Below are 17463 nucleotides of genomic sequence, written 5' to 3'. Positions count from 1 at the left end.
TTCAACACACTGGCTGCTGGATTGCCGCCATTCCTGTGTTAGTTGTCAGCGCAATTCCCCTTTGTCCGGAGGCAGACGATGACCGAAAAACCACGCATTCTTGTCACCCGCCGCTGGCCCGATGCTGTCGAGCGCGTACTTGCCGAGCGGTTCGATGCGTCCTTCAACACATCGGATATCGCCATGGATGCCAACGCACTTTTCGAGGCGCTGCGGTCGTTCGATGCCGTTTTGCCAACCGTATCCGACCGTCTGCCGGCGTCGCTTTTCGAAGACGGCGATCTGCGCACACGGATCCTTGGGAATTTTGGCGTCGGCTACAATCACATCGATATCGCTGCCGCCGAACATTACGGCATTACCGTCACCAACACGCCGGGCGTGTTGACGGATTGCACGGCCGATATTGCAATGTCGCTGCTGCTTTCGGTAGCGCGCCGGGCAGGCGAGGGCGAGCGCGAGGTTCGTGCCGGACAATGGACGGGCTGGCGGCCGACGCACATGATCGGCACCAAGGTGACCGGCAAGACGCTGGGGATCATCGGCTTTGGCCGGATCGGCAAGGCGATGGCGAAACGCTGCCATTTCGGCTTCGACATGGATGTTGTCTTCTACAGCAGGTCGAAGATCGCCCCCGCAGAAGCTGCCCGCTATGGCGCACGGCAACTGGAGACCGTCGAGGACGTGCTGGCCGCCGCCGATTTCGTTTCGCTACACTGCCCGGGCGGCGGCGAAAACCGGCACCTGATCAATGCACAGCGGCTGGCGGCGATGAAGCCGGGATCATACCTGATCAATACGGCGCGCGGCGATGTCGTGGATGAAACGGCGCTGATCGAGGCGTTGGAAACCGGCACTCTCCGGGGGGCGGGCCTGGACGTGTTCGAGGCGGAACCCGATGTTCCGGAACGGTTGCGTGCGCTCGAAAATGTCGTGCTCCTGCCGCATCTCGGCAGCGCGACCGAGGAAACGCGCACGGCCATGGGCATGAAAGTGGTAGAGAATATCACTGCCTTCTTCGAAGGCCGCGAGCCGCCAGACAGGGTTGCGTGACTATTCCGGGCGCAACGCGTTCGCCGCCTTGACGGCCGCCGACGCACGGTTTTCGACGCCGAGTTTCACATAGATCTGTTCCAGGTGCTTGTTGACGGTGCGGGCGCTGAGGCCGAGGATTTCGCCGATATCGCGGTTGGATTTGCCCTTGGCGATCCAGAGCAGAACCTGACTTTCGCGTACTGTCAGGGCAAAGCTTTGGCGGAGAACCTCGTCGTCGCTGGTCTGGCTGACGCCAGTCAACCGGAACAGGAATTCGTCACCGCCGATTGCGCCGAGATAGGCAAGCTGGAGCAACGGCTGGCCGTTCTGATGGATCATCAGCGGGCCATCCTTGGATACTCCGTGCTTTTCGCGTTCCTGCAGCCAGCCGCGGATATGCACCGCGAGCGTATCCAGCCCATCGTCGCGGCCTGTTGCGGCATTGACCAACCGGGTTGCCTGCGGTGTGGACCACTGGATGGTGCCATTGCTGCGCACGGCAAGCAGATGCCGTCCTGCGGCATCCAGCGCCACGCGGGCGCTTTGCGCCGAGCGGGCATTGGCAAGGTGTACGCGGATACGGGCGCGCAGCTCGTCGATATTGATCGGCTTGGACAGATAATCGACGCCGCCGGATTCCAGTGCGTGGACGATATGCTCGGTCTCGGTCAGGCCGGTCATGAAGATCACCGGCACCTGCGCCACGGCCGGATTGGTCTTCAGCGTCCGGCAGGTGTCAAAGCCATTCATGCCGGGCATGACGGCGTCCATCAGGATAACGTCGGGCGTAATGCGATCGACGACATTGATGGCGGCATTGCCGGAGGTGGCGATCAGCACGGAAAAGCCGGATTGCTCGAGCGCGTCGGTGAGAAACCCCAGCGTTTCCGGGGAATCGTCGACGATGAGCACGATGTCGCGCGGATGCACGGTTTCATTCACCGGCCGGTCTCCCCTGTTTGTTGATGTTCTGCAGGAAGTCGGCATAGCCGGCAAGGTCGAAAGCCTGGACATAGGTCTTGACCGCGTCGGTAAACGGCTGGTTTTCCTCAAGGCGGGCGAGATCGGCGAGCTTGGCCTCGATACCGCGGACATAGCCGATTTCGCCGAGCCGGATCAGTTCCTCGACATGGGCAGCGCCGGGGTTTGTGACTGCGCGCTTGGGCTTGGCTTTCCGCTTTGCCTGTACCGCGTCGCTATAGATCCATTCGAGTGCCAGATGCACCGCGATCTTGTCCTGCAGTTGTCGGATATCGAAGGGTTTGGCGAGGGTGTCATTGTGACCCGTGTGGCTATCGGCCGCCGTGCCGTCGCCGATATTGGCCGACAGCATTATGATTGGCGCCGTCTGGCCATGGTCGCGCAGGCGCGTCACCAGCTGCCAGCCGTTCATGCCGGGCATCGAGATATCGATGAGGAAGAGGTCTGGCTTGATGCCCTCGATCAGGGTCAGGCACTCCATACCGCCCGCAGCGGTCAACACGACGAAATCGAGCGGCATCAGCACTTCGCGCATCAGGTCGCGATGATCCTCATTGTCGTCGACGACGACGATGGTCCGGCGCGGACCGGCGTAACCGGCGATCTTGCGGATCGAGGGCAGGGAGGCGGTCGGCCGGCTGATCGCCGACAGCATCAACCGTACCCGGAAGGTGGAGCCCTTGTCGCGCTCGCTCTCGACGACGATCTCACCGCCGAGCGTCTGGGTCAAAAGCTGGGTGATGGTCAGGCCTAAGCCAAGGCCGGGCATCGGCCGGATGTGTTCGGCCTCGCCGCGCTGGAAGGGTTCGAAGATCCGAGGCAGGTCGGCCTGCGAAATGCCGCGGCCTGTGTCTGACACGGTGAAGGTCGCGACCTGGCTGCGATAGGTGACATCGAAGCGGACGGTGCCAGTATCGGTGAACTTGATGGCATTGGAGAGCAGATTGACGAGGATCTGGCGCAGGCGCTTTTCATCGGTACGGACATATTGCGGCAGGGCGCTTGCCCGGTCATGCTCGAAAATAAGGCCCTTGGCCTGGGCCTGCGGGCGGAACATGTCGGCGATCTGGTCGAGGAAATCCTGGATGTTGATCTCGTTGGAATAGACCTGCAGGCGGCCGGCCTCGATTTTGGAAATGTCGAGCAGTCCGTCGATCAGGCCGGAGAGATGATCGGCGCTGCGCTTGATGACCTTGATCGCCGATTGACGCGGCGCCGGAATGGTCTCGTCGCGCTCGAGGATCTGGGCATAGCCGAGCACGGCGTTGAGCGGGGTGCGCAGTTCGTGGCTGAGGCCGACGACATAACGGCTCTTTGCCCGGTTGGCGGCCTCGGCGGTTTCCTTGGCATATTGCAGGGCGGCGTCGGTTTTCTTGTGCGCGGCGATTTCCTTCAAGAGCAGGGTGTTCTGGCGCGAGGATTCTTCCTCCGCCACAAGCCGGCTGTCGTGGGCTAGCACATAGAACCAGCAGACAACGCCAGTCACGACAGCGAAGACGAAAAACACCACGCCGACCGTCCGGTTGATCACGGATGCGGTTTCGGGTGAGGCGGTTCCGGTCTGGTGGGCGATCATCGCCAGGATAATGCCGATGCAGGCGACGGATAAAACCACGGCGATGCCATAGCGGCCGAGACGGGTAGACAGCGTTTCCATCACCTTTTGCGGCAGCAAGGCCTTGGCCACCACCGCTGTCTGGGCGTTGAAGCTCGCATGCGGCTTGCACATGTCATGGCAGCGGCTGTCGAGCGAGCAGCACAGCGAACAGATCGGTGCGGAATAGGCCGGGCACCAGGCCATGTCCTCGGGCTCGAACGGGTGTTCGCAGATCGAGCAGGTGACCGTCGAGAGTGTCTTCCAGCTCTGGCGCGGCTTGCGGGCGAGGTAATATTTGCCCTTCGTCGCCCAGGCGACGGCCGGGGAGACGATGAAGGCGGTCAGCAGGGCGATGTAGGGTGCCAGCGACGCGGCCATGGCACCCATCACCCCGAAATGGGCCGTCAGCGCGATCAGCGCCGATGCCGTCATGGCGCCAACGCCGACCGGGTTGATATCGTAGAGATGGGCGCGCTTGAACTCTATATTGGGCGGCGCCAGCCCCAGCGGCTTGTTGATGAACAGATCGGCCGAGATCGTGCAGAGCCAGGACATGGCGATGATCGAGAAGATGCCAAGCGTTTCTTCCAAGAGCTTGTAGATGCCAAGTTCCATCAGCAGAAGCGCGATCGCCACGTTGAACATCAGCCAGACGACGCGGCCGGGATGGCTGTGGGTGAGGCGCGAGAAGAAATTCGACCAGGCGAGCGAGCCTGCATAGGCATTCATGACGTTGATCTTCAACTGCGACACGACGACGAATGCCGCCATCAGCAGAAGGGCTGCGTTGTGCCAGGGGATCATGTAGCCGAAGGCCGTCAGATACATATGCGCCGGATCAGCGGCATGCTCGACGGGCACGCCCGCGCTGAGACACAGGACGACGAGGAACGAGCCTGCCAGAAGTTTTGGCGCCCCAACGATCACCCAGCCGGCGCCGGCGAGAAACACGGCAACCCGGTGATGCAGCTTGCGCTGCCCCTCTGGCGGCAGGAAGCGCAGGAAATCTACCTGCTCACCGATCTGCGCCATCAAAGCGAGGATGACGGCGGAGGCTGCGCCGAATTCGAGGAGCGAGAATGGCGCAAAGGAGCCAGGCTCGGCCATCGGCTTGTGCGTGCCGGGAAAGGCAAGCCAGAGGTCGAATTTGCTCCAGTCGGCCAGCGCAATGAAGATGAAGGGCAGAATGTTGAGGATGATCCAGAACGGCTGGGTCAAAAGCTGGAACTTGCTGATCAGCCGCACGCCGTGGGTGACCAGCGGAATGACCATGACCGCGCTGATGATATAGCCGATCCAGACGGGGATGCCGAGCGCCAGCTCCAGCGCTGCCGACATAATGGATGCCTCGATCGCAAACAGCATGAAAGTGAACGAGGCATAGATCAGCGAGGTGACGGTGGAGCCGATATAGCCGAAGCTTGCGCCGCGTGTGAGAAGGTCGATGTCGACGCCGTGGCGGATGGCATAGCGGCTGATCGGCAGGCCGACCCCGAGCATCACCAGGCTGGCGGCGAGAATGGCGATGATGGCGTTGGTTGTGCCATAGGAGAGCGTGATGGCGCCGCCGATCGCTTCCAGCGCCAGGAAGGAGATCGCCCCGATCGCGGTCTGCGAGATACGCTGCGAGGAGAATTGGCGCGCACTTTTAGCGGTAAAACGCAGCGCGTAGTCTTCCAGTGTCTGGTTGGCGACCCAGCGATTGTATTCGCGCCGGACCGGAATGATGCGCTGGCGTGCCGTCATGCCTAATTTATATTCCCATTTTTGATATGATTAATGTTTGGGCAATGTCCTCCGGTCCACGATCTTTTGCAAGTGCGAGATGTGGATTCATTGAGGATCGGCAGAATTGTTTTTCGTAAAGGCGCTTTTGGCCCCGTATGCCTACAGGCAAAGGCTTCGCATCTTGGAAAAATGGCGCAGATGAGTGCTGCAGTGCACACTTCGCCCCGGTCACTACGTCAATTGACGTATACAGAATCCAGTCCCCTCAACGGATAGTTGCTGCACGAACGGCACTCCCAAGAGCCGTCGTCAAAAGAACGAGAGGGGTTCACATAATGAAATTCAAATCCCAGATTCTGGGCGCGTTCCTGGCCGGCGCGCTCGCCACGACAGCATTTTCCAGCGTTCAGGCTGCCGAAGACACGATCAAGGTCGGTGTGCTGCATTCGCTGTCCGGCACCATGGCGATCTCCGAGACGACGCTCAAGGATGCCATGCTGATGCTCATCGAAGAGCAGAACAAGAAGGGCGGCCTTCTCGGCAAGAAGCTCGAGGCCGTCGTTGTCGATCCGGCCTCCGACTGGCCGCTGTTTGCCGAAAAGGCTCGCGAGCTGATCTCCGTCGACAAGGTCGCGGCCGTGTTTGGTTGCTGGACCTCGTCGTCGCGCAAGTCGGTCCTGCCGGTTTTCGAAGAGCTGAATTCGATCCTGTTCTACCCGGTGCAGTACGAGGGTGAAGAATCCTCGCGCAATATCTTCTACACCGGTGCTGCTCCAAACCAGCAGGCCATCCCGGCCGTCGACTATCTGATGAACACCGAAGGCGTCGAGCGTTTCGTGCTTGAAGGCACCGACTATGTCTATCCGCGCACGACCAACAAGATCCTCGAAGCCTATCTGATTGCCAAGGGCATTCCGAAGGAAGACATCCTGATCAACTACACGCCGTTCGGTTTCTCCGACTGGCAGACGGAAGTGGCCAAGATCAAGGAATTCGGTTCGGCCGGCAAGAAGACCGCCGTCGTCTCGACGATCAACGGTGATGCCAACGTGCCGTTCTACAAGGAACTCGGCAACAAGGGCATCAAGGCAACCGATATTCCGGTCGTCGCCTTTTCTGTCGGCGAAGAAGAGCTTGCTGGCCTCGACACCAGGCCGCTGGTCGGCCATCTTGCCGCCTGGAACTATTTCCAGTCCATCGATGCACCGGCAAATGCCGAATTCATCAAGCAGTGGCATGCCTTCACCAAGAACGACAAGCGCGTCACCAATGACCCGATGGAAGCCGCCTATATCGGCTTCAATGCCTGGGTAAAGGCCGTCGAGGCTGCCGGCACGACCGACACGGATGCCGTTCTCGACACGATTATCGGCACCAGCGTTCCGAACCTTTCGGGCGGCTACTCCACCGTCATGCCGAACCACCACATCACCAAGCCGGTGCTGATCGGCGAAATCCAGGCAGACGGTCAGTTTGAAATCGTCCAGCAGACCCCGCAGGTCGTCGGTGACGAATGGTCGGACTTCCTGCCGGACTCGAAGGATCTGATCTCCGATTGGCGCAAGCCGATGTCCTGCGGCAACTTCAACGTTGCAACAGGCAAGTGCGGCGGCAAGGGTTCCTGATTTTGACGAATACCCGCTGTTTTCATCAAGCTCAGCATATTCGGGCAACGGCTTGATCGCCGCTTCCTAAAAACCATTCTCATAACGTCCTGATTGAAATGCCAATAACCTCCGTCCAGACCCCGTCCGGGCGGAGGGACCTTTATCTCCCTACATCTGGCATGGTTTCTGCATGGGGCAGCTTGGGGACGCGGTTCCGGGACCGGTCCTGTTCGATGTGATCGTCGGGCGAGCGGAGTGCGGAAAACTTAAGCAACAGCGCCGGCATGAAGCGTTTCTCGTCAATGCGCGGCTGCCCAAGCCAACAGAACAAGAAGAGCTCATGTATCGCGCCATCCAGACCTTCCTCGTTGCCCTCTGCCTGCTGGTCAGTTGCCTTGCAACGGGCCTGCGTGCGCAGGAAGATATCCGGCCGCTGGTCGATGCGCTGGGTGCAACGGCCTTCCCGCAGAAGATAGAGGCCGTCAAAGCACTGGCCGCGTCGGGCAATCCAAAGGTCGGCGACATCCTGCAAAATCTTAGCGACGGCAAACTCTATGCACCCAAGACCGGCGGCACGGTTTTTCTCGAAGGCCCGTCTGATGGTGCCTATCTCGACGTATTGACCGGGGCTGCGGCCACTGTGGTTCCCGGAAACCTCGCCAAGATCCGGCTGAACAATGGTCTGCGTGGCGCGATCGGTACGGCACTCAGCCAGTTGACCCTTTTGAGCCCCGACCGCTCCGCGCGTCTCGCAGCGTCGCAGGATCTGCTCAAGGGCGCCAATCCGGATAATCTCGATCTGTTGAATTCAGCGCTGGCGCAGGAGAAGGACCCCGAGGTCAAGGCGACGATGGAAGCGGCGCGTGCCGTCATCCTGTTGAAGACCGATGCCAGTGCCGAAGACAAGAAAGCCGCCATCGACACCATTGCTGTGCGCGGCAATCGCGATGCATTGACGATCCTCACGGCAGCCCTGGACAACGCGCCGGATGACTTGAAACCCGCAATCCAGACGCATATCAATACGATCAACCGCAGCCTCGCCGTCTGGGATGTCGCCCAAAATATCTGGTACGGCCTGTCGCTCGGATCGGTGCTGCTGCTTGCCGCCATCGGCCTTGCCATCACCTTCGGCGTCATGGGCATCATCAACATGGCGCATGGCGAAATGGTCATGCTCGGCGCCTACACGACCTATGTGGTGCAGCAGACGGTCGCTGCCGTGGCCCCCGGCATAACCGATTATTCGCTGGCCTTTGCGGTTCCTGCGGCTTTCCTGTTTACGGGTCTCGTCGGTGTCGGCATCGAGCGCAGCGTCATCCGCTGGCTCTATGGCCGTCCGCTCGAAACGCTGCTTGCCACCTGGGGTATCTCGCTGATCCTGCAGCAAGCGATCCGCACCATTTTCGGCCCCACCAACCGCCAGGTCGATAACCCCAGCTGGATGTCCGGCGTCTTCGAGGTTGGCGGCCTTGCTATCACCTATAACCGCATGTGGATCATCGTCTTTTCGCTCAGTGTCTTCGTCGCGCTGCTCTTGCTGCTGAAACGCTCCAAGTTTGGCCTGCAGATGCGCGCCGTCACGCAGAACCGGCGCATGGCTTCCTCGATGGGCATTCGCACGCCCTGGGTCGATGCGCTGACCTTCGGGCTTGGTTCCGGCATTGCCGGCATGGCGGGCGTGGCGCTCAGCCAGATCGACAATGTATCGCCCAATCTCGGCCAGAACTACATCATCGACAGTTTCATGGTCGTGGTGTTCGGGGGCGTCGGCAATCTCTGGGGAACACTTGTTGGCGCGCTGACGCTCGGCATCGCCAACAAGTTCCTTGAGCCCTATGCCGGCGCGGTGCTCGGCAAGATCCTCATCCTCATCTTCATCATTCTCTTCATCCAGCGGCGGCCGCGCGGCCTGTTCGCGCTCAAGGGAAGGGCGGTCGAACAATGATCACGCAAATGCTTTTCATGAGGCACGAGAAGAAAACGCTCTGGGCCGTGTTCCTGATCCTGCTCGCCGCAGCCTTCGTGCCGCTCGCCAATCTTTTGATCCCCGAAGGCAGTGTCTTGCATGTACCCGGCTATCTGGTGCCACTGCTTGGCAAGTATCTCTGCTATGCGCTTCTGGCCTTGGCTCTTGATCTCGTCTGGGGCTATTGCGGCATTCTCTCGCTCGGTCATGGCGCGTTCTTCGCGCTTGGCGGCTATGCGATGGGCATGTATCTCATGCGCCAGATCGGCGACCGCGGCGTTTATGCCAATCCGCTCCTGCCGGATTTCATGGTCTTTCTCAATTGGCAGGAATTGCCCTGGTACTGGTATGGCTTCAACCATTTTGCCTTTGCAGCGCTGATGGTGCTTCTGGTGCCGGGGTTGCTTGCCTTCGTCTTCGGCTGGTTCGCTTTCCGCTCGCGCGTTACCGGGGTCTATCTGTCGATCATCACCCAGGCGATGACCTACGCCCTGTTGCTTGCCTTCTTCCGCAACGAGATGGGTTTTGGCGGCAATAACGGCCTCACCGACTTTAAGGAAATCCTCGGCTTCAACGTCCAGGCGGGGGGAACGCGGGCCGCATTGTTTGCCGCAACCGCCGTCGCCTTGGCGCTGGCCCTGGTTATCAGCTCCGCCATCGTCCGCTCGAAATACGGCAAGGTGTTGGTTGGCGTGCGTGATGCCGAGAGCCGGACCCGGTTTCTGGGCTACCGCGTCGAGAACATGAAGCTGTTCATCTTCACCATCTCGGCAATGATGGCCGGTGTTGCCGGCGCGCTCTATGTGCCGCAGGTCGGCATCATCAATCCCGGCGAATTCGCCCCGGCAAACTCGATCGAAGTGGTGATCTGGACGGCGGTCGGCGGGCGCGGCACGCTGATCGGCCCGATCATCGGCGCCATTCTGGTCAATTTCGGCAAGAGCATCTTTACCGCCGCCTTTCCGGAGTTTTGGCTGTTTGCGCTCGGTGCCCTGTTCGTCGCAACGACCTTGTTTCTGCCCAAGGGTGTGGTCGGCACCATTCAGCAGTTCCTCGCCCGGCGCAAGGAACAGAAAAAGGCTGATGCCGTCGAACAGGCCTATCAGGACAAGGCCACTGCTAAAGCGGAAAGCCAGATGACGACACTCGAACCCCAGGCTGCGGAGTAAGATCGATGGACGAAAAGACCTCCCGTAGCCTTCTCTATCTCGATGGCGTCTCAGTCTCTTTCGATGGCTTCAAGGCACTGAACTCGTTGTCCTTCGTTGTCGAACCCGGCGAACTCAGGGCCATTATCGGTCCAAACGGCGCCGGCAAGACGACGATGATGGATATCATCACCGGCAAGACCCGGCCGGACAGCGGCCAGGTCTTCTTCAATGGCGATATCGACCTGACCAAAAGGGATGAGGCGGATATCGCCCAGCTTGGCATCGGCCGCAAGTTTCAGAAGCCGACGGTGTTCGAAAGCCATACGGTCTGGGACAATATCGAACTGGCGCTCAACCGGAAACGTGGCGTGTTCTCGACGCTGTTCTATCGCCTGACGCCTGTGGACAAGGCACGCATAGAAGAAATCCTCGAAACGGTGCGGATGACCGCGCGCAAGGATGATCTTGCGGCCAATCTCTCGCATGGGCAAAAGCAGTGGCTGGAAATTGGTATGCTTCTGGCGCAGGAACCGAAGTTGCTTCTGGTCGATGAACCCGTGGCCGGCATGACCGATGCGGAAACAGCCGAGACCGCTATCCTGCTCAAGGAAATCGCCAAGACCCGCTCGGTCGTCGTCGTCGAACACGACATGGGCTTCATCCGCGACCTCGGCGTCAAGGTGACGTGTCTCGCCGAGGGATCGGTCTTGGCCGAAGGTTCGATCGATTTCGTCAGCAACGATCCCAAGGTGATCGAGAATTATTTGGGGCGGTGAGGATGCGATCTGTTTTTCTGTCTTTGATAATGATGCCCGTGGCTTCACCCCCCTCTGTCGCTTCGCGACATCTCCCCCTCAAGGGGGGAGATCATTTATTTCCCACAGGCGCTCATAAGCTTGCGGCAATCTCCCCCCTTGCGGGGGAGATGTCGGCATCGCCGACAGAGGGGGGTGTACCCTCCGCGAATAGGAAAGGTGCCGTATGCTAACGGTCGACAACATCAATTTGCACTACGGCGCGGCCCAGGCCCTTCGCGGCGTTTCCATCACCGCGCCGATGGGCAAGATCACCTGCGTGCTCGGCCGCAACGGCGTCGGCAAGACCAGCCTGTTGCGTGCGATCACCGGCCAGCATGGGCCAAGCGCCGGAACGATTACCTTTAACGACACCGTGCTGAATGGTATGGCGCCCTATAATCGGGCGAAGCACGGGATCGGTTTCGTGCCGCAGGGGAGGGAGGTCTTTCCTCTGCTGACGGTCAAGGAAAATCTGGAATCGGGCTATGCGCCGGTCGCCCGCAAGGATCGCTTCATACCGGAGGATATTTTCAACCTGTTTCCGATCCTGCGCTCGATGCTTGGCCGCCGCGGCGGCGATTTGTCGGGCGGGCAGCAGCAGCAGCTGGCGATTGGCCGTGCTCTGGTGACGCGGCCGAAAATCCTCGTTCTGGATGAGCCGACCGAGGGCATCCAGCCGTCGATCATCAAAGATATCGGCCGGGCGATCCAGTATCTGCGGGATTCCACCGGGATGGCAATTCTGCTTGTGGAACAATATCTTGACTTCTGCCGGGAGCTTGCAGACCATGTCTACATCATGGACCGGGGCGAGATCGTGCACGAAGGCCCAGCCGAAACGCTGGACACGCCGGAAGCACGCCGCCACCTGACAGTGTGATGGCGAATGGGAATGGCTGAGGCAGCATTAATCGCTCCGCAAAGGGCATGGGGTAAAGGGCGGCTGGTGGCAAAGCCGTTTGCGGGGCGTACCCGGCTGGCCGAATTCTACCAGGAAGGCTGCGCCAAGATCCGGCTGCCGGAGACGTTCAATGCGACGATGGAAGCCGTTCTGATCAACAGCTCCGGCGGCCTGACCGGCGGCGATCATATGGAATGGTCGTTTGTGGTTGGCGAGGGTACCCATCTCACCCTGACCACCCAGGCCTGTGAAAAAATCTACAAGGCCAGCGCCGGAACGGCTGATGTGACGGCGCAGATTTCGGTTGGGGCAGGAGCAACAGTGCATTGGCTGCCGCAGGAAACCATCCTGTTCGATCGCGCCTCGCTGTCGCGAAAGCTGGAGGTCGATCTTGCCGAAGGGGCGGAGTTTATGGCGGTCGAAGCAGTGCTTCTCGGCCGCAAGGCGATGGGTGAGGCGATGCGCGAAGGCCTGTTTCAGGATCGCTGGCGCATTCGCAAGAACGGAGTTCTGTTGCATGCTGAAAACCTCCGGCTCTCCGGCGATATCGCCGGTTTGACGCAGGAATTGGCGGTACTCGGCGGACAGGTGGCGTTCGCGACTGTCTTTTATGCCGGTACCGATTGCGAGCGGCAGGTTGATGCACTGCGCAGCCTGATCGGTGGCATTGGCGGCGGGGTGAGCCATTATCAGGTGGGGGGCGAGGACAAGCTGATTGCCCGCCTTGTTGCACCTGATGGTTTCGCCTTGAGAAAAATCCTCATCCCGGTCATTTCGCACTTGCGCAAGGGCGCCTCTGTGCCGAAAGTCTGGAACCTCTAATTGACACGCAATCCTGGTGACCACGCATGAACCTGACACCCCGTGAAAAAGACAAACTGCTGATTTCGATGGCGGCCATAGTCGCCCGCCGGCGGCTGGAGCGCGGCGTCAAGCTCAATCATCCTGAAGCGATCGCGCTGATCACTGATTTTGTCGTCGAGGGCGCCCGCGACGGCCGCTCGGTGCCCGACCTGATGGAGGCCGGCGCTCATGTGATTACCCGTGCCCAGGTGATGGAGGGCATCCCCGAGATGATCCACGACATCCAGGTCGAGGCGACCTTTCCGGATGGGACCAAGCTCGTCACCGTCCACGAACCCATTCGCTGAGGAAAGACCATGCTGCAACTGAGACCCAATTGCGAATGCTGCAACAAGGACCTGCCGCCCGGCAGCCGCGAAGCAATGATCTGCAGCTTCGAATGCACATTCTGCACGCAATGTGTTTCCGAGGTTCTCGACGGACAATGCCCGAACTGCAGCGGTGAACTCGTCCGGCGCCCGGTTCGTCCGGCTGCCAAGCTCGGCAAGTTTCCAGCATCCACCGAGCGGGTCTTGAAGGCCGATGGCTGTGCGCCGATCAAGGCTGCCTGAACAGGAGAGACGATACGATGATCCCCGGTGAAATCATTGCGGCAAAAGGCGACATCGAGCTGAATGCCGGCCTCGAAACAGTGTCGCTCGACGTCTCCAATAGCGGCGACCGGCCGGTGCAGGTCGGCAGCCATTATCATTTTGCCGAAACCAATGCGGCCCTGTTGTTCGACCGGGCTTTGGCGCATGGCAAGCGCCTCGACATTCCGGCCGGAACCGCCGTGCGTTTCGAGCCCGGGCAGACCCGCAGCGTCAAGCTCATTCCGTTTGCCGGCAAGCGCGAGGTCTATGGGTTTCGCCAGAAGGTCATGGGCAAGCTATGAGGCGGCAGCTTCCCGCGAGGTGGACTTTCTCCGGTTTGAAACTGAGGTGCCCGTGACCATGAGCCGGACGATCATGATCGTTGGCAATGGCCCGGTGCCAGACGGTGCTGCTGCGATCATCAATGCCGCCGATCTGGTTATCCGCTTTAACGATTGCCGCTCCTGCGGTGCGGGGGGGAGGAAGACGGATATCGTCGCCGTTTGCAACACCGGGCGTCCCGCACTGGCGATGCTGGGTGGCGGGGCGTGGAAGGCGAATGCGGCGGTGCGGCAGGCGAGCCAGATCTGGTGTGTTCGCGATGCCGGGAGGTTCGAGACGCTGCGGCCGCAACTGGCCGTGACGCATCCGGATCTTGATGATCTTTGCGACGACTATACCGATGGTTTTCGCGCCTTTGCCAAGGCGACAGGCCGCACCTTCTATACGGTTCCGGCATCCACGCACGAAGGTGTCGATGCGGCACTAAGACAGTTTGGTGCGGGCGCCTATGTTGTGCCGAGCAGCGGCCTGATTGCGATTGCCGAGGTGTTGGAACATTGGCAGCGGCCGGGCGATCGCGTGGTGCTTGCTGGGTTTGACCATGCCGGCTGGGAATGGCACCCGTTCGCGACTGAGCGCCGCTACGTCGATGACCTGATTTCCAAGGGGCGGCTCTTGCGCCTCGACCAGACGAATTTATCCGCCTTTGCTCAGGGAGCCTGATCACCATGTCCTATAAAATGTCGCGCGCGGCCTATGCCAGCATGTTCGGCCCCACCACTGGCGACAAGGTTCGGCTGGCGGATACCGAACTGTTCATCGAAGTCGAGAAGGATTTCACCACCTATGGCGACGAGGTGAAATTCGGCGGCGGCAAGGTGATCCGCGACGGCATGGGCCAGAGCCAGGCGACGCGCGCCCAAGGGGCTGTCGATACTGTCATCACCAATGCGCTGATCGTTGATCACACAGGCATCGTCAAGGCCGATATCGGTCTGAAGAACGGCCGGATCGCTGCGATCGGCAAGGCCGGCAATCCGGATACCCAGCCGGGCGTGACCATCATTGTTGGTCCCTCCACCGAGGTCATTGCCGGCGAAGGCAAGATCGTCACGGCGGGTGGCATGGACGCACATATCCATTTCATCTGCCCGCAACAGATCGAGGAAGCGCTGATGTCGGGGATCACCACCATGCTCGGCGGCGGCTCCGGCCCGGCGCATGGCACGCTGGCGACAACCTGCACTGGTGCCTGGCATATCGAGCGGATGATTGAGAGCTTTGACGGCTTTTCGATGAACCTGGCGCTGGCCGGCAAGGGCAATGCCTCGCTGCCGGCGCCGCTTGAGGAAATGATCCTAGCCGGTGCGTCCAGCCTGAAGCTGCACGAGGACTGGGGCACGACGCCGGCTGCCATCGACAATTGCCTGTCGGTCGCCGATGCCTTTGACGTGCAGGTGATGATCCATACCGACACGCTCAATGAAAGCGGTTTTGTCGAGGACACCATCGATGCCATCAAGGGGCGTACGATCCATGCCTTTCATACCGAAGGAGCGGGCGGCGGCCATGCGCCTGACATCATCAAAATCTGCGGCCAGTCGAATGTTATCCCGTCCTCGACCAACCCGACCCGGCCTTACACGATCAACACATTGGCTGAGCATCTCGACATGCTGATGGTCTGCCATCACCTGTCGCCGTCCATCCCGGAAGATATAGCCTTTGCCGAAAGCCGCATCCGCAAGGAGACAATTGCGGCAGAAGACATTCTCCACGATATCGGCGCCTTCTCGATTATTTCCTCCGATAGCCAGGCAATGGGACGCGTCGGCGAGGTGGCAATCCGCACCTGGCAGACAGCCGACAAGATGAAGCGGCAGCGTGGCCGGTTAGCGCAGGAGACAGGTGAGAACGACAATTTCCGCGTCCGGCGCTATATTGCCAAATACACCATCAATCCGGCGATCGCGCAGGGGCTTTCCCATGAGATCGGTTCGATCGAACCCGGCAAGCGTGCCGATCTGGTGATCTGGAATCCGGCGTTCTTTGGCGTAAAGCCCGACATGGTCATTCTCGGCGGCATGATCGCGGCCGCCCCGATGGGCGATCCCAATGCCTCGATCCCGACGCCGCAGCCGGTGCATTACCGGCAGATGTTCGGCGCCTTTGGCAAGGCAAGGACGAATTCGTCCGTCACCTTCGTGTCGCAGGCGTCGCTCGATGGCGGATTGCAGGCGCGCCTTGGCGTTGCCAAGCAGTTGATCGCGGTGAAAAATACCCGTGGCGGCATCAGCAAGGCCTCGATGATCCACAACAGCCTGACGCCGCACATCGAGGTCGATCCGGAAACCTACGAGGTGCGGGCAGATGGCGAGCTTTTGACATGCGAACCCGCCACCGTCTTGCCGATGGCGCAGCGCTACTTCATGTTCTAGCGCGGTTTGCAGATCGAGAGAGAATCCTGATGCCCTGGAGACGGCCCTTGCGTTGGCTGGCTGCCGTCGTTTTCACGGCCGCCTTTGCCGTGGTTGCCGGGACATTCGTGCCACGGCCCTTATGGCCCGTGGCGAAGGCCGAGACGGCAACGGGCGAGAGACATCGCATCCTTGTGCTCGCCAATCCCATCCACACGGATATCGCCATTCCCATCGATGCAGAAACGCTGGCCCGCTTTCCGTTCCTCGCCGAAAGCGGCATGCCGGTCACGCATCCGGATGCGCGCTGGCTGGTTTTCGGCTGGGGCGGCCGGGCGTTTTATATCGAAACTCCGGCTTGGTCGGAGCTGAAGCCGTTGCCGTTGTTCAAGGGGCTGACGCTCGATCGTTCGGTCATCCATGCGGATGTGGCCGGCGATGTTATCGAGCCTGCGGATCATGTTGCGGGCTTCGAGATCGGGCCGGATGAATACGAACGGCTGCTATCTTTCATTGGGGCAAGCTTTATCCGCACTGATGGTCAGGTCCAGCTGATCCCGGATGCAGCCTATGGACCGAACGACCGTTTTTTCGAAGCCAATGGCTGGTTCAGTGCTGTAGTCGGCTGCAATACGTGGACGGCCAAGGCGCTTCGCGAGGCAGGGTTGCGGACCGGATGGTGGAACCCGTTGCCTGTTTCTCTGTCGACGTCGCTGGCGCTCTATAATTGAAATGATTGACTTTTTGTCGCAGGGACAGGCATGCGCGCTGCGCAGGTCTGCCATGCAGACGGCGTTTTTAGGCGAGTTTATGCTGCATGGCAGCACGAGATGTTGTAAAAAGAACCTCACCTCATGTGCCGGGCTTCTCCCAAGACCTGCCGCGCAGGGCGTTCGTCTTTCAAGGAGTTTCCATCATGATCATTGGCAGAAAAGTGCCGTCCGTTACCTTCCGTACGCGCGTTCGCGACGAAGCTGTTGGCGGTGCCAATCCATTCCGTTGGCAGGATGTTTCGTCCGCTGACTATTTCGCCGGCAAGCGCGTCGTCCTGTTTTCGTTGCCGGGCGCATTCACGCCGACCTGCTCGACGTTCCAGCTGCCTGATTTCGAAAAGCTGACGGCCGATTTCCGCGCCGAGGGCATCGATGACATCTACTGCATCTCCGTCAACGACGCGTTCGTCATGAATGCCTGGGGCAAGTCGCAGAACCTCGAAAACGTCAAGCTCATTCCGGATGGCTCCGGCGAGTTCACTCGCAAGATGGGCATGCTCGTTTCCAAGGACAATCTCGGCTTCGGCATGCGCTCCTGGCGTTACGCCGCCGTTATCAATGACGGCGTCGTCGAGCAGTGGTTCGAGGAAGAAGGCTATTGCGACAATGCCGACAGCGACCCGTACGGCGTCTCGTCGCCGCAGAACATTCTCGGCGCGCTGCAGTCGGAAAAGATCGCTGCCTGATTTCAGGTGCGTGTGATTTTCATGAAATCCGGCGCCGGTCCTGTTTGGTCTGGCGCCGGATTTTTTTATTGTTACAGTCGGATATGAATGAATTTGAAAGCGC

At 60.1% G+C, this 17463-nt stretch carries 16 protein-coding genes; 14 read left to right on the top strand and 2 right to left on the bottom strand.

All coding sequences use genetic code 11. From position 1 onward, the window contains the following. Positions 1-78: 78 nt before the first annotated feature. Positions 79-1053, top strand: coding sequence for a 2-hydroxyacid dehydrogenase (locus tag ACQY8Q_RS06620; RefSeq protein WP_428425888.1), 975 nt, complete (start codon positions 79-81; stop codon positions 1051-1053). Here the strand turns inward: ACQY8Q_RS06620 and ACQY8Q_RS06615 are convergent, their stop codons facing one another. Together ACQY8Q_RS06615 and ACQY8Q_RS06610 are read right to left on the bottom strand one after the other, a co-directional pair. Next, on the bottom strand, positions 1054-2022 hold the full coding sequence (locus ACQY8Q_RS06615; RefSeq protein ID WP_428425887.1) for a response regulator: 969 nt from the start codon (positions 2020-2022) through the stop codon (positions 1054-1056). Then, on the bottom strand, positions 1970-5359 hold the full coding sequence (locus ACQY8Q_RS06610) for a hybrid sensor histidine kinase/response regulator (RefSeq protein WP_428425886.1): 3390 nt from the start codon (positions 5357-5359) through the stop codon (positions 1970-1972). Before ACQY8Q_RS06610 ends, ACQY8Q_RS06615 begins: the two co-directional genes overlap by 53 nt. Positions 5360-5676: 317 nt before the next feature. On the opposite strand from ACQY8Q_RS06610, the gene urtA reads away from it, so the two are divergent. The 13 genes from urtA (at position 5677) to ACQY8Q_RS06545 (ending at position 17360) form a co-directional block, all read left to right on the top strand. After that, positions 5677-6966: an urea ABC transporter substrate-binding protein gene (gene urtA / locus ACQY8Q_RS06605; RefSeq protein ID WP_428425885.1), complete on the top strand. Its 1290-nt coding sequence runs from the start codon at positions 5677-5679 to the stop codon at positions 6964-6966. 322 nt (positions 6967-7288) lie between these two features. Beyond that, positions 7289-8896 (top strand): urea ABC transporter permease subunit UrtB, encoded by a 1608-nt coding sequence (urtB, locus tag ACQY8Q_RS06600; RefSeq protein ID WP_428425884.1) that lies wholly within the window; start codon positions 7289-7291, stop codon positions 8894-8896. Continuing rightward, entirely contained in the window at positions 8893-10086 is a 1194-nt protein-coding gene (urtC, locus tag ACQY8Q_RS06595) for an urea ABC transporter permease subunit UrtC (protein ID WP_428425883.1), read from the top strand. Before urtB ends, urtC begins: the two co-directional genes overlap by 4 nt. 5 nt (positions 10087-10091) lie before the next feature. Continuing rightward, positions 10092-10844 carry an urea ABC transporter ATP-binding protein UrtD gene (urtD, locus tag ACQY8Q_RS06590; RefSeq protein ID WP_428425882.1) on the top strand — a complete coding sequence of 251 codons (753 nt, stop codon included), beginning with the start codon at positions 10092-10094 and terminating at the stop codon, positions 10842-10844. Positions 10845-11049: 205 nt separating this feature from the next. Further along, the gene (gene urtE, locus ACQY8Q_RS06585; protein WP_060505911.1) at positions 11050-11745 is read left to right on the top strand and encodes an urea ABC transporter ATP-binding subunit UrtE; all 696 of its coding nucleotides are present in this window, start codon (positions 11050-11052) and stop codon (positions 11743-11745) included. A gap of 12 nt (positions 11746-11757) precedes the next feature. Then, positions 11758-12588, top strand: coding sequence for an urease accessory protein UreD (locus ACQY8Q_RS06580; protein WP_428425881.1), 831 nt, complete (start codon positions 11758-11760; stop codon positions 12586-12588). Between the two features lie 26 nt (positions 12589-12614). After that, the gene (locus tag ACQY8Q_RS06575; protein WP_428425880.1) at positions 12615-12917 is read left to right on the top strand and encodes an urease subunit gamma; all 303 of its coding nucleotides are present in this window, start codon (positions 12615-12617) and stop codon (positions 12915-12917) included. A gap of 9 nt (positions 12918-12926) precedes the next feature. Beyond that, positions 12927-13181, top strand: coding sequence for a DUF1272 domain-containing protein (locus ACQY8Q_RS06570; RefSeq protein WP_428425879.1), 255 nt, complete (start codon positions 12927-12929; stop codon positions 13179-13181). 17 nt (positions 13182-13198) lie between these two features. Beyond that, entirely contained in the window at positions 13199-13504 is a 306-nt protein-coding gene (locus ACQY8Q_RS06565) for an urease subunit beta (protein ID WP_428425878.1), read from the top strand. 52 nt (positions 13505-13556) lie between these two features. Continuing rightward, a complete protein-coding gene (locus ACQY8Q_RS06560) occupies positions 13557-14207 on the top strand; it encodes a Urease operon accessory protein (protein WP_428425877.1) in 651 nt (216 codons plus the stop codon). A 5-nt stretch (positions 14208-14212) separates the two neighbouring features. Then, positions 14213-15922 (top strand): urease subunit alpha, encoded by a 1710-nt coding sequence (ureC, locus tag ACQY8Q_RS06555; RefSeq protein ID WP_428425876.1) that lies wholly within the window; start codon positions 14213-14215, stop codon positions 15920-15922. Between the two features lie 29 nt (positions 15923-15951). Next, entirely contained in the window at positions 15952-16632 is a 681-nt protein-coding gene (locus tag ACQY8Q_RS06550) for a TIGR02117 family protein (RefSeq protein WP_428425875.1), read from the top strand. 188 nt (positions 16633-16820) lie between these two features. Continuing rightward, a complete protein-coding gene (locus ACQY8Q_RS06545) occupies positions 16821-17360 on the top strand; it encodes a peroxiredoxin (protein WP_428429688.1) in 540 nt (179 codons plus the stop codon). Positions 17361-17463 lie beyond the last annotated feature (103 nt).

This window comes from Pararhizobium sp., assembly GCF_965279435.1.
GTDB lineage: Bacteria > Pseudomonadota > Alphaproteobacteria > Rhizobiales > Rhizobiaceae > Pararhizobium.
The sequence above is the reverse complement of the archived record's forward strand: the minus strand, read 5'-3'. Positions and strand labels throughout refer to the sequence as shown.

What these genes read in the sequence shown, in the direction of transcription:
- ACQY8Q_RS06620 (WP_428425888.1), top strand. Translation starts at nt 79, where the DNA reads ATGACCGAAAAACCACGCATTCTTGTCACCCGCCGCTGGCCCGATGCT.
- ACQY8Q_RS06615 (WP_428425887.1), bottom strand. Translation starts at nt 2,022, where the DNA reads ATGCCGACTTCCTGCAGAACATCAACAAACAGGGGAGACCGGCCGGTG.
- ACQY8Q_RS06610 (WP_428425886.1), bottom strand. Translation starts at nt 5,359, where the DNA reads ATGACGGCACGCCAGCGCATCATTCCGGTCCGGCGCGAATACAATCGC.
- urtA (WP_428425885.1), top strand. Translation starts at nt 5,677, where the DNA reads ATGAAATTCAAATCCCAGATTCTGGGCGCGTTCCTGGCCGGCGCGCTC.
- urtB (WP_428425884.1), top strand. Translation starts at nt 7,289, where the DNA reads ATGTATCGCGCCATCCAGACCTTCCTCGTTGCCCTCTGCCTGCTGGTC.
- urtC (WP_428425883.1), top strand. Translation starts at nt 8,893, where the DNA reads ATGATCACGCAAATGCTTTTCATGAGGCACGAGAAGAAAACGCTCTGG.
- urtD (WP_428425882.1), top strand. Translation starts at nt 10,092, where the DNA reads ATGGACGAAAAGACCTCCCGTAGCCTTCTCTATCTCGATGGCGTCTCA.
- urtE (WP_060505911.1), top strand. Translation starts at nt 11,050, where the DNA reads ATGCTAACGGTCGACAACATCAATTTGCACTACGGCGCGGCCCAGGCC.
- ACQY8Q_RS06580 (WP_428425881.1), top strand. Translation starts at nt 11,758, where the DNA reads ATGGCTGAGGCAGCATTAATCGCTCCGCAAAGGGCATGGGGTAAAGGG.
- ACQY8Q_RS06575 (WP_428425880.1), top strand. Translation starts at nt 12,615, where the DNA reads ATGAACCTGACACCCCGTGAAAAAGACAAACTGCTGATTTCGATGGCG.
- ACQY8Q_RS06570 (WP_428425879.1), top strand. Translation starts at nt 12,927, where the DNA reads ATGCTGCAACTGAGACCCAATTGCGAATGCTGCAACAAGGACCTGCCG.
- ACQY8Q_RS06565 (WP_428425878.1), top strand. Translation starts at nt 13,199, where the DNA reads ATGATCCCCGGTGAAATCATTGCGGCAAAAGGCGACATCGAGCTGAAT.
- ureC (WP_428425876.1), top strand. Translation starts at nt 14,213, where the DNA reads ATGTCCTATAAAATGTCGCGCGCGGCCTATGCCAGCATGTTCGGCCCC.
- ACQY8Q_RS06550 (WP_428425875.1), top strand. Translation starts at nt 15,952, where the DNA reads ATGCCCTGGAGACGGCCCTTGCGTTGGCTGGCTGCCGTCGTTTTCACG.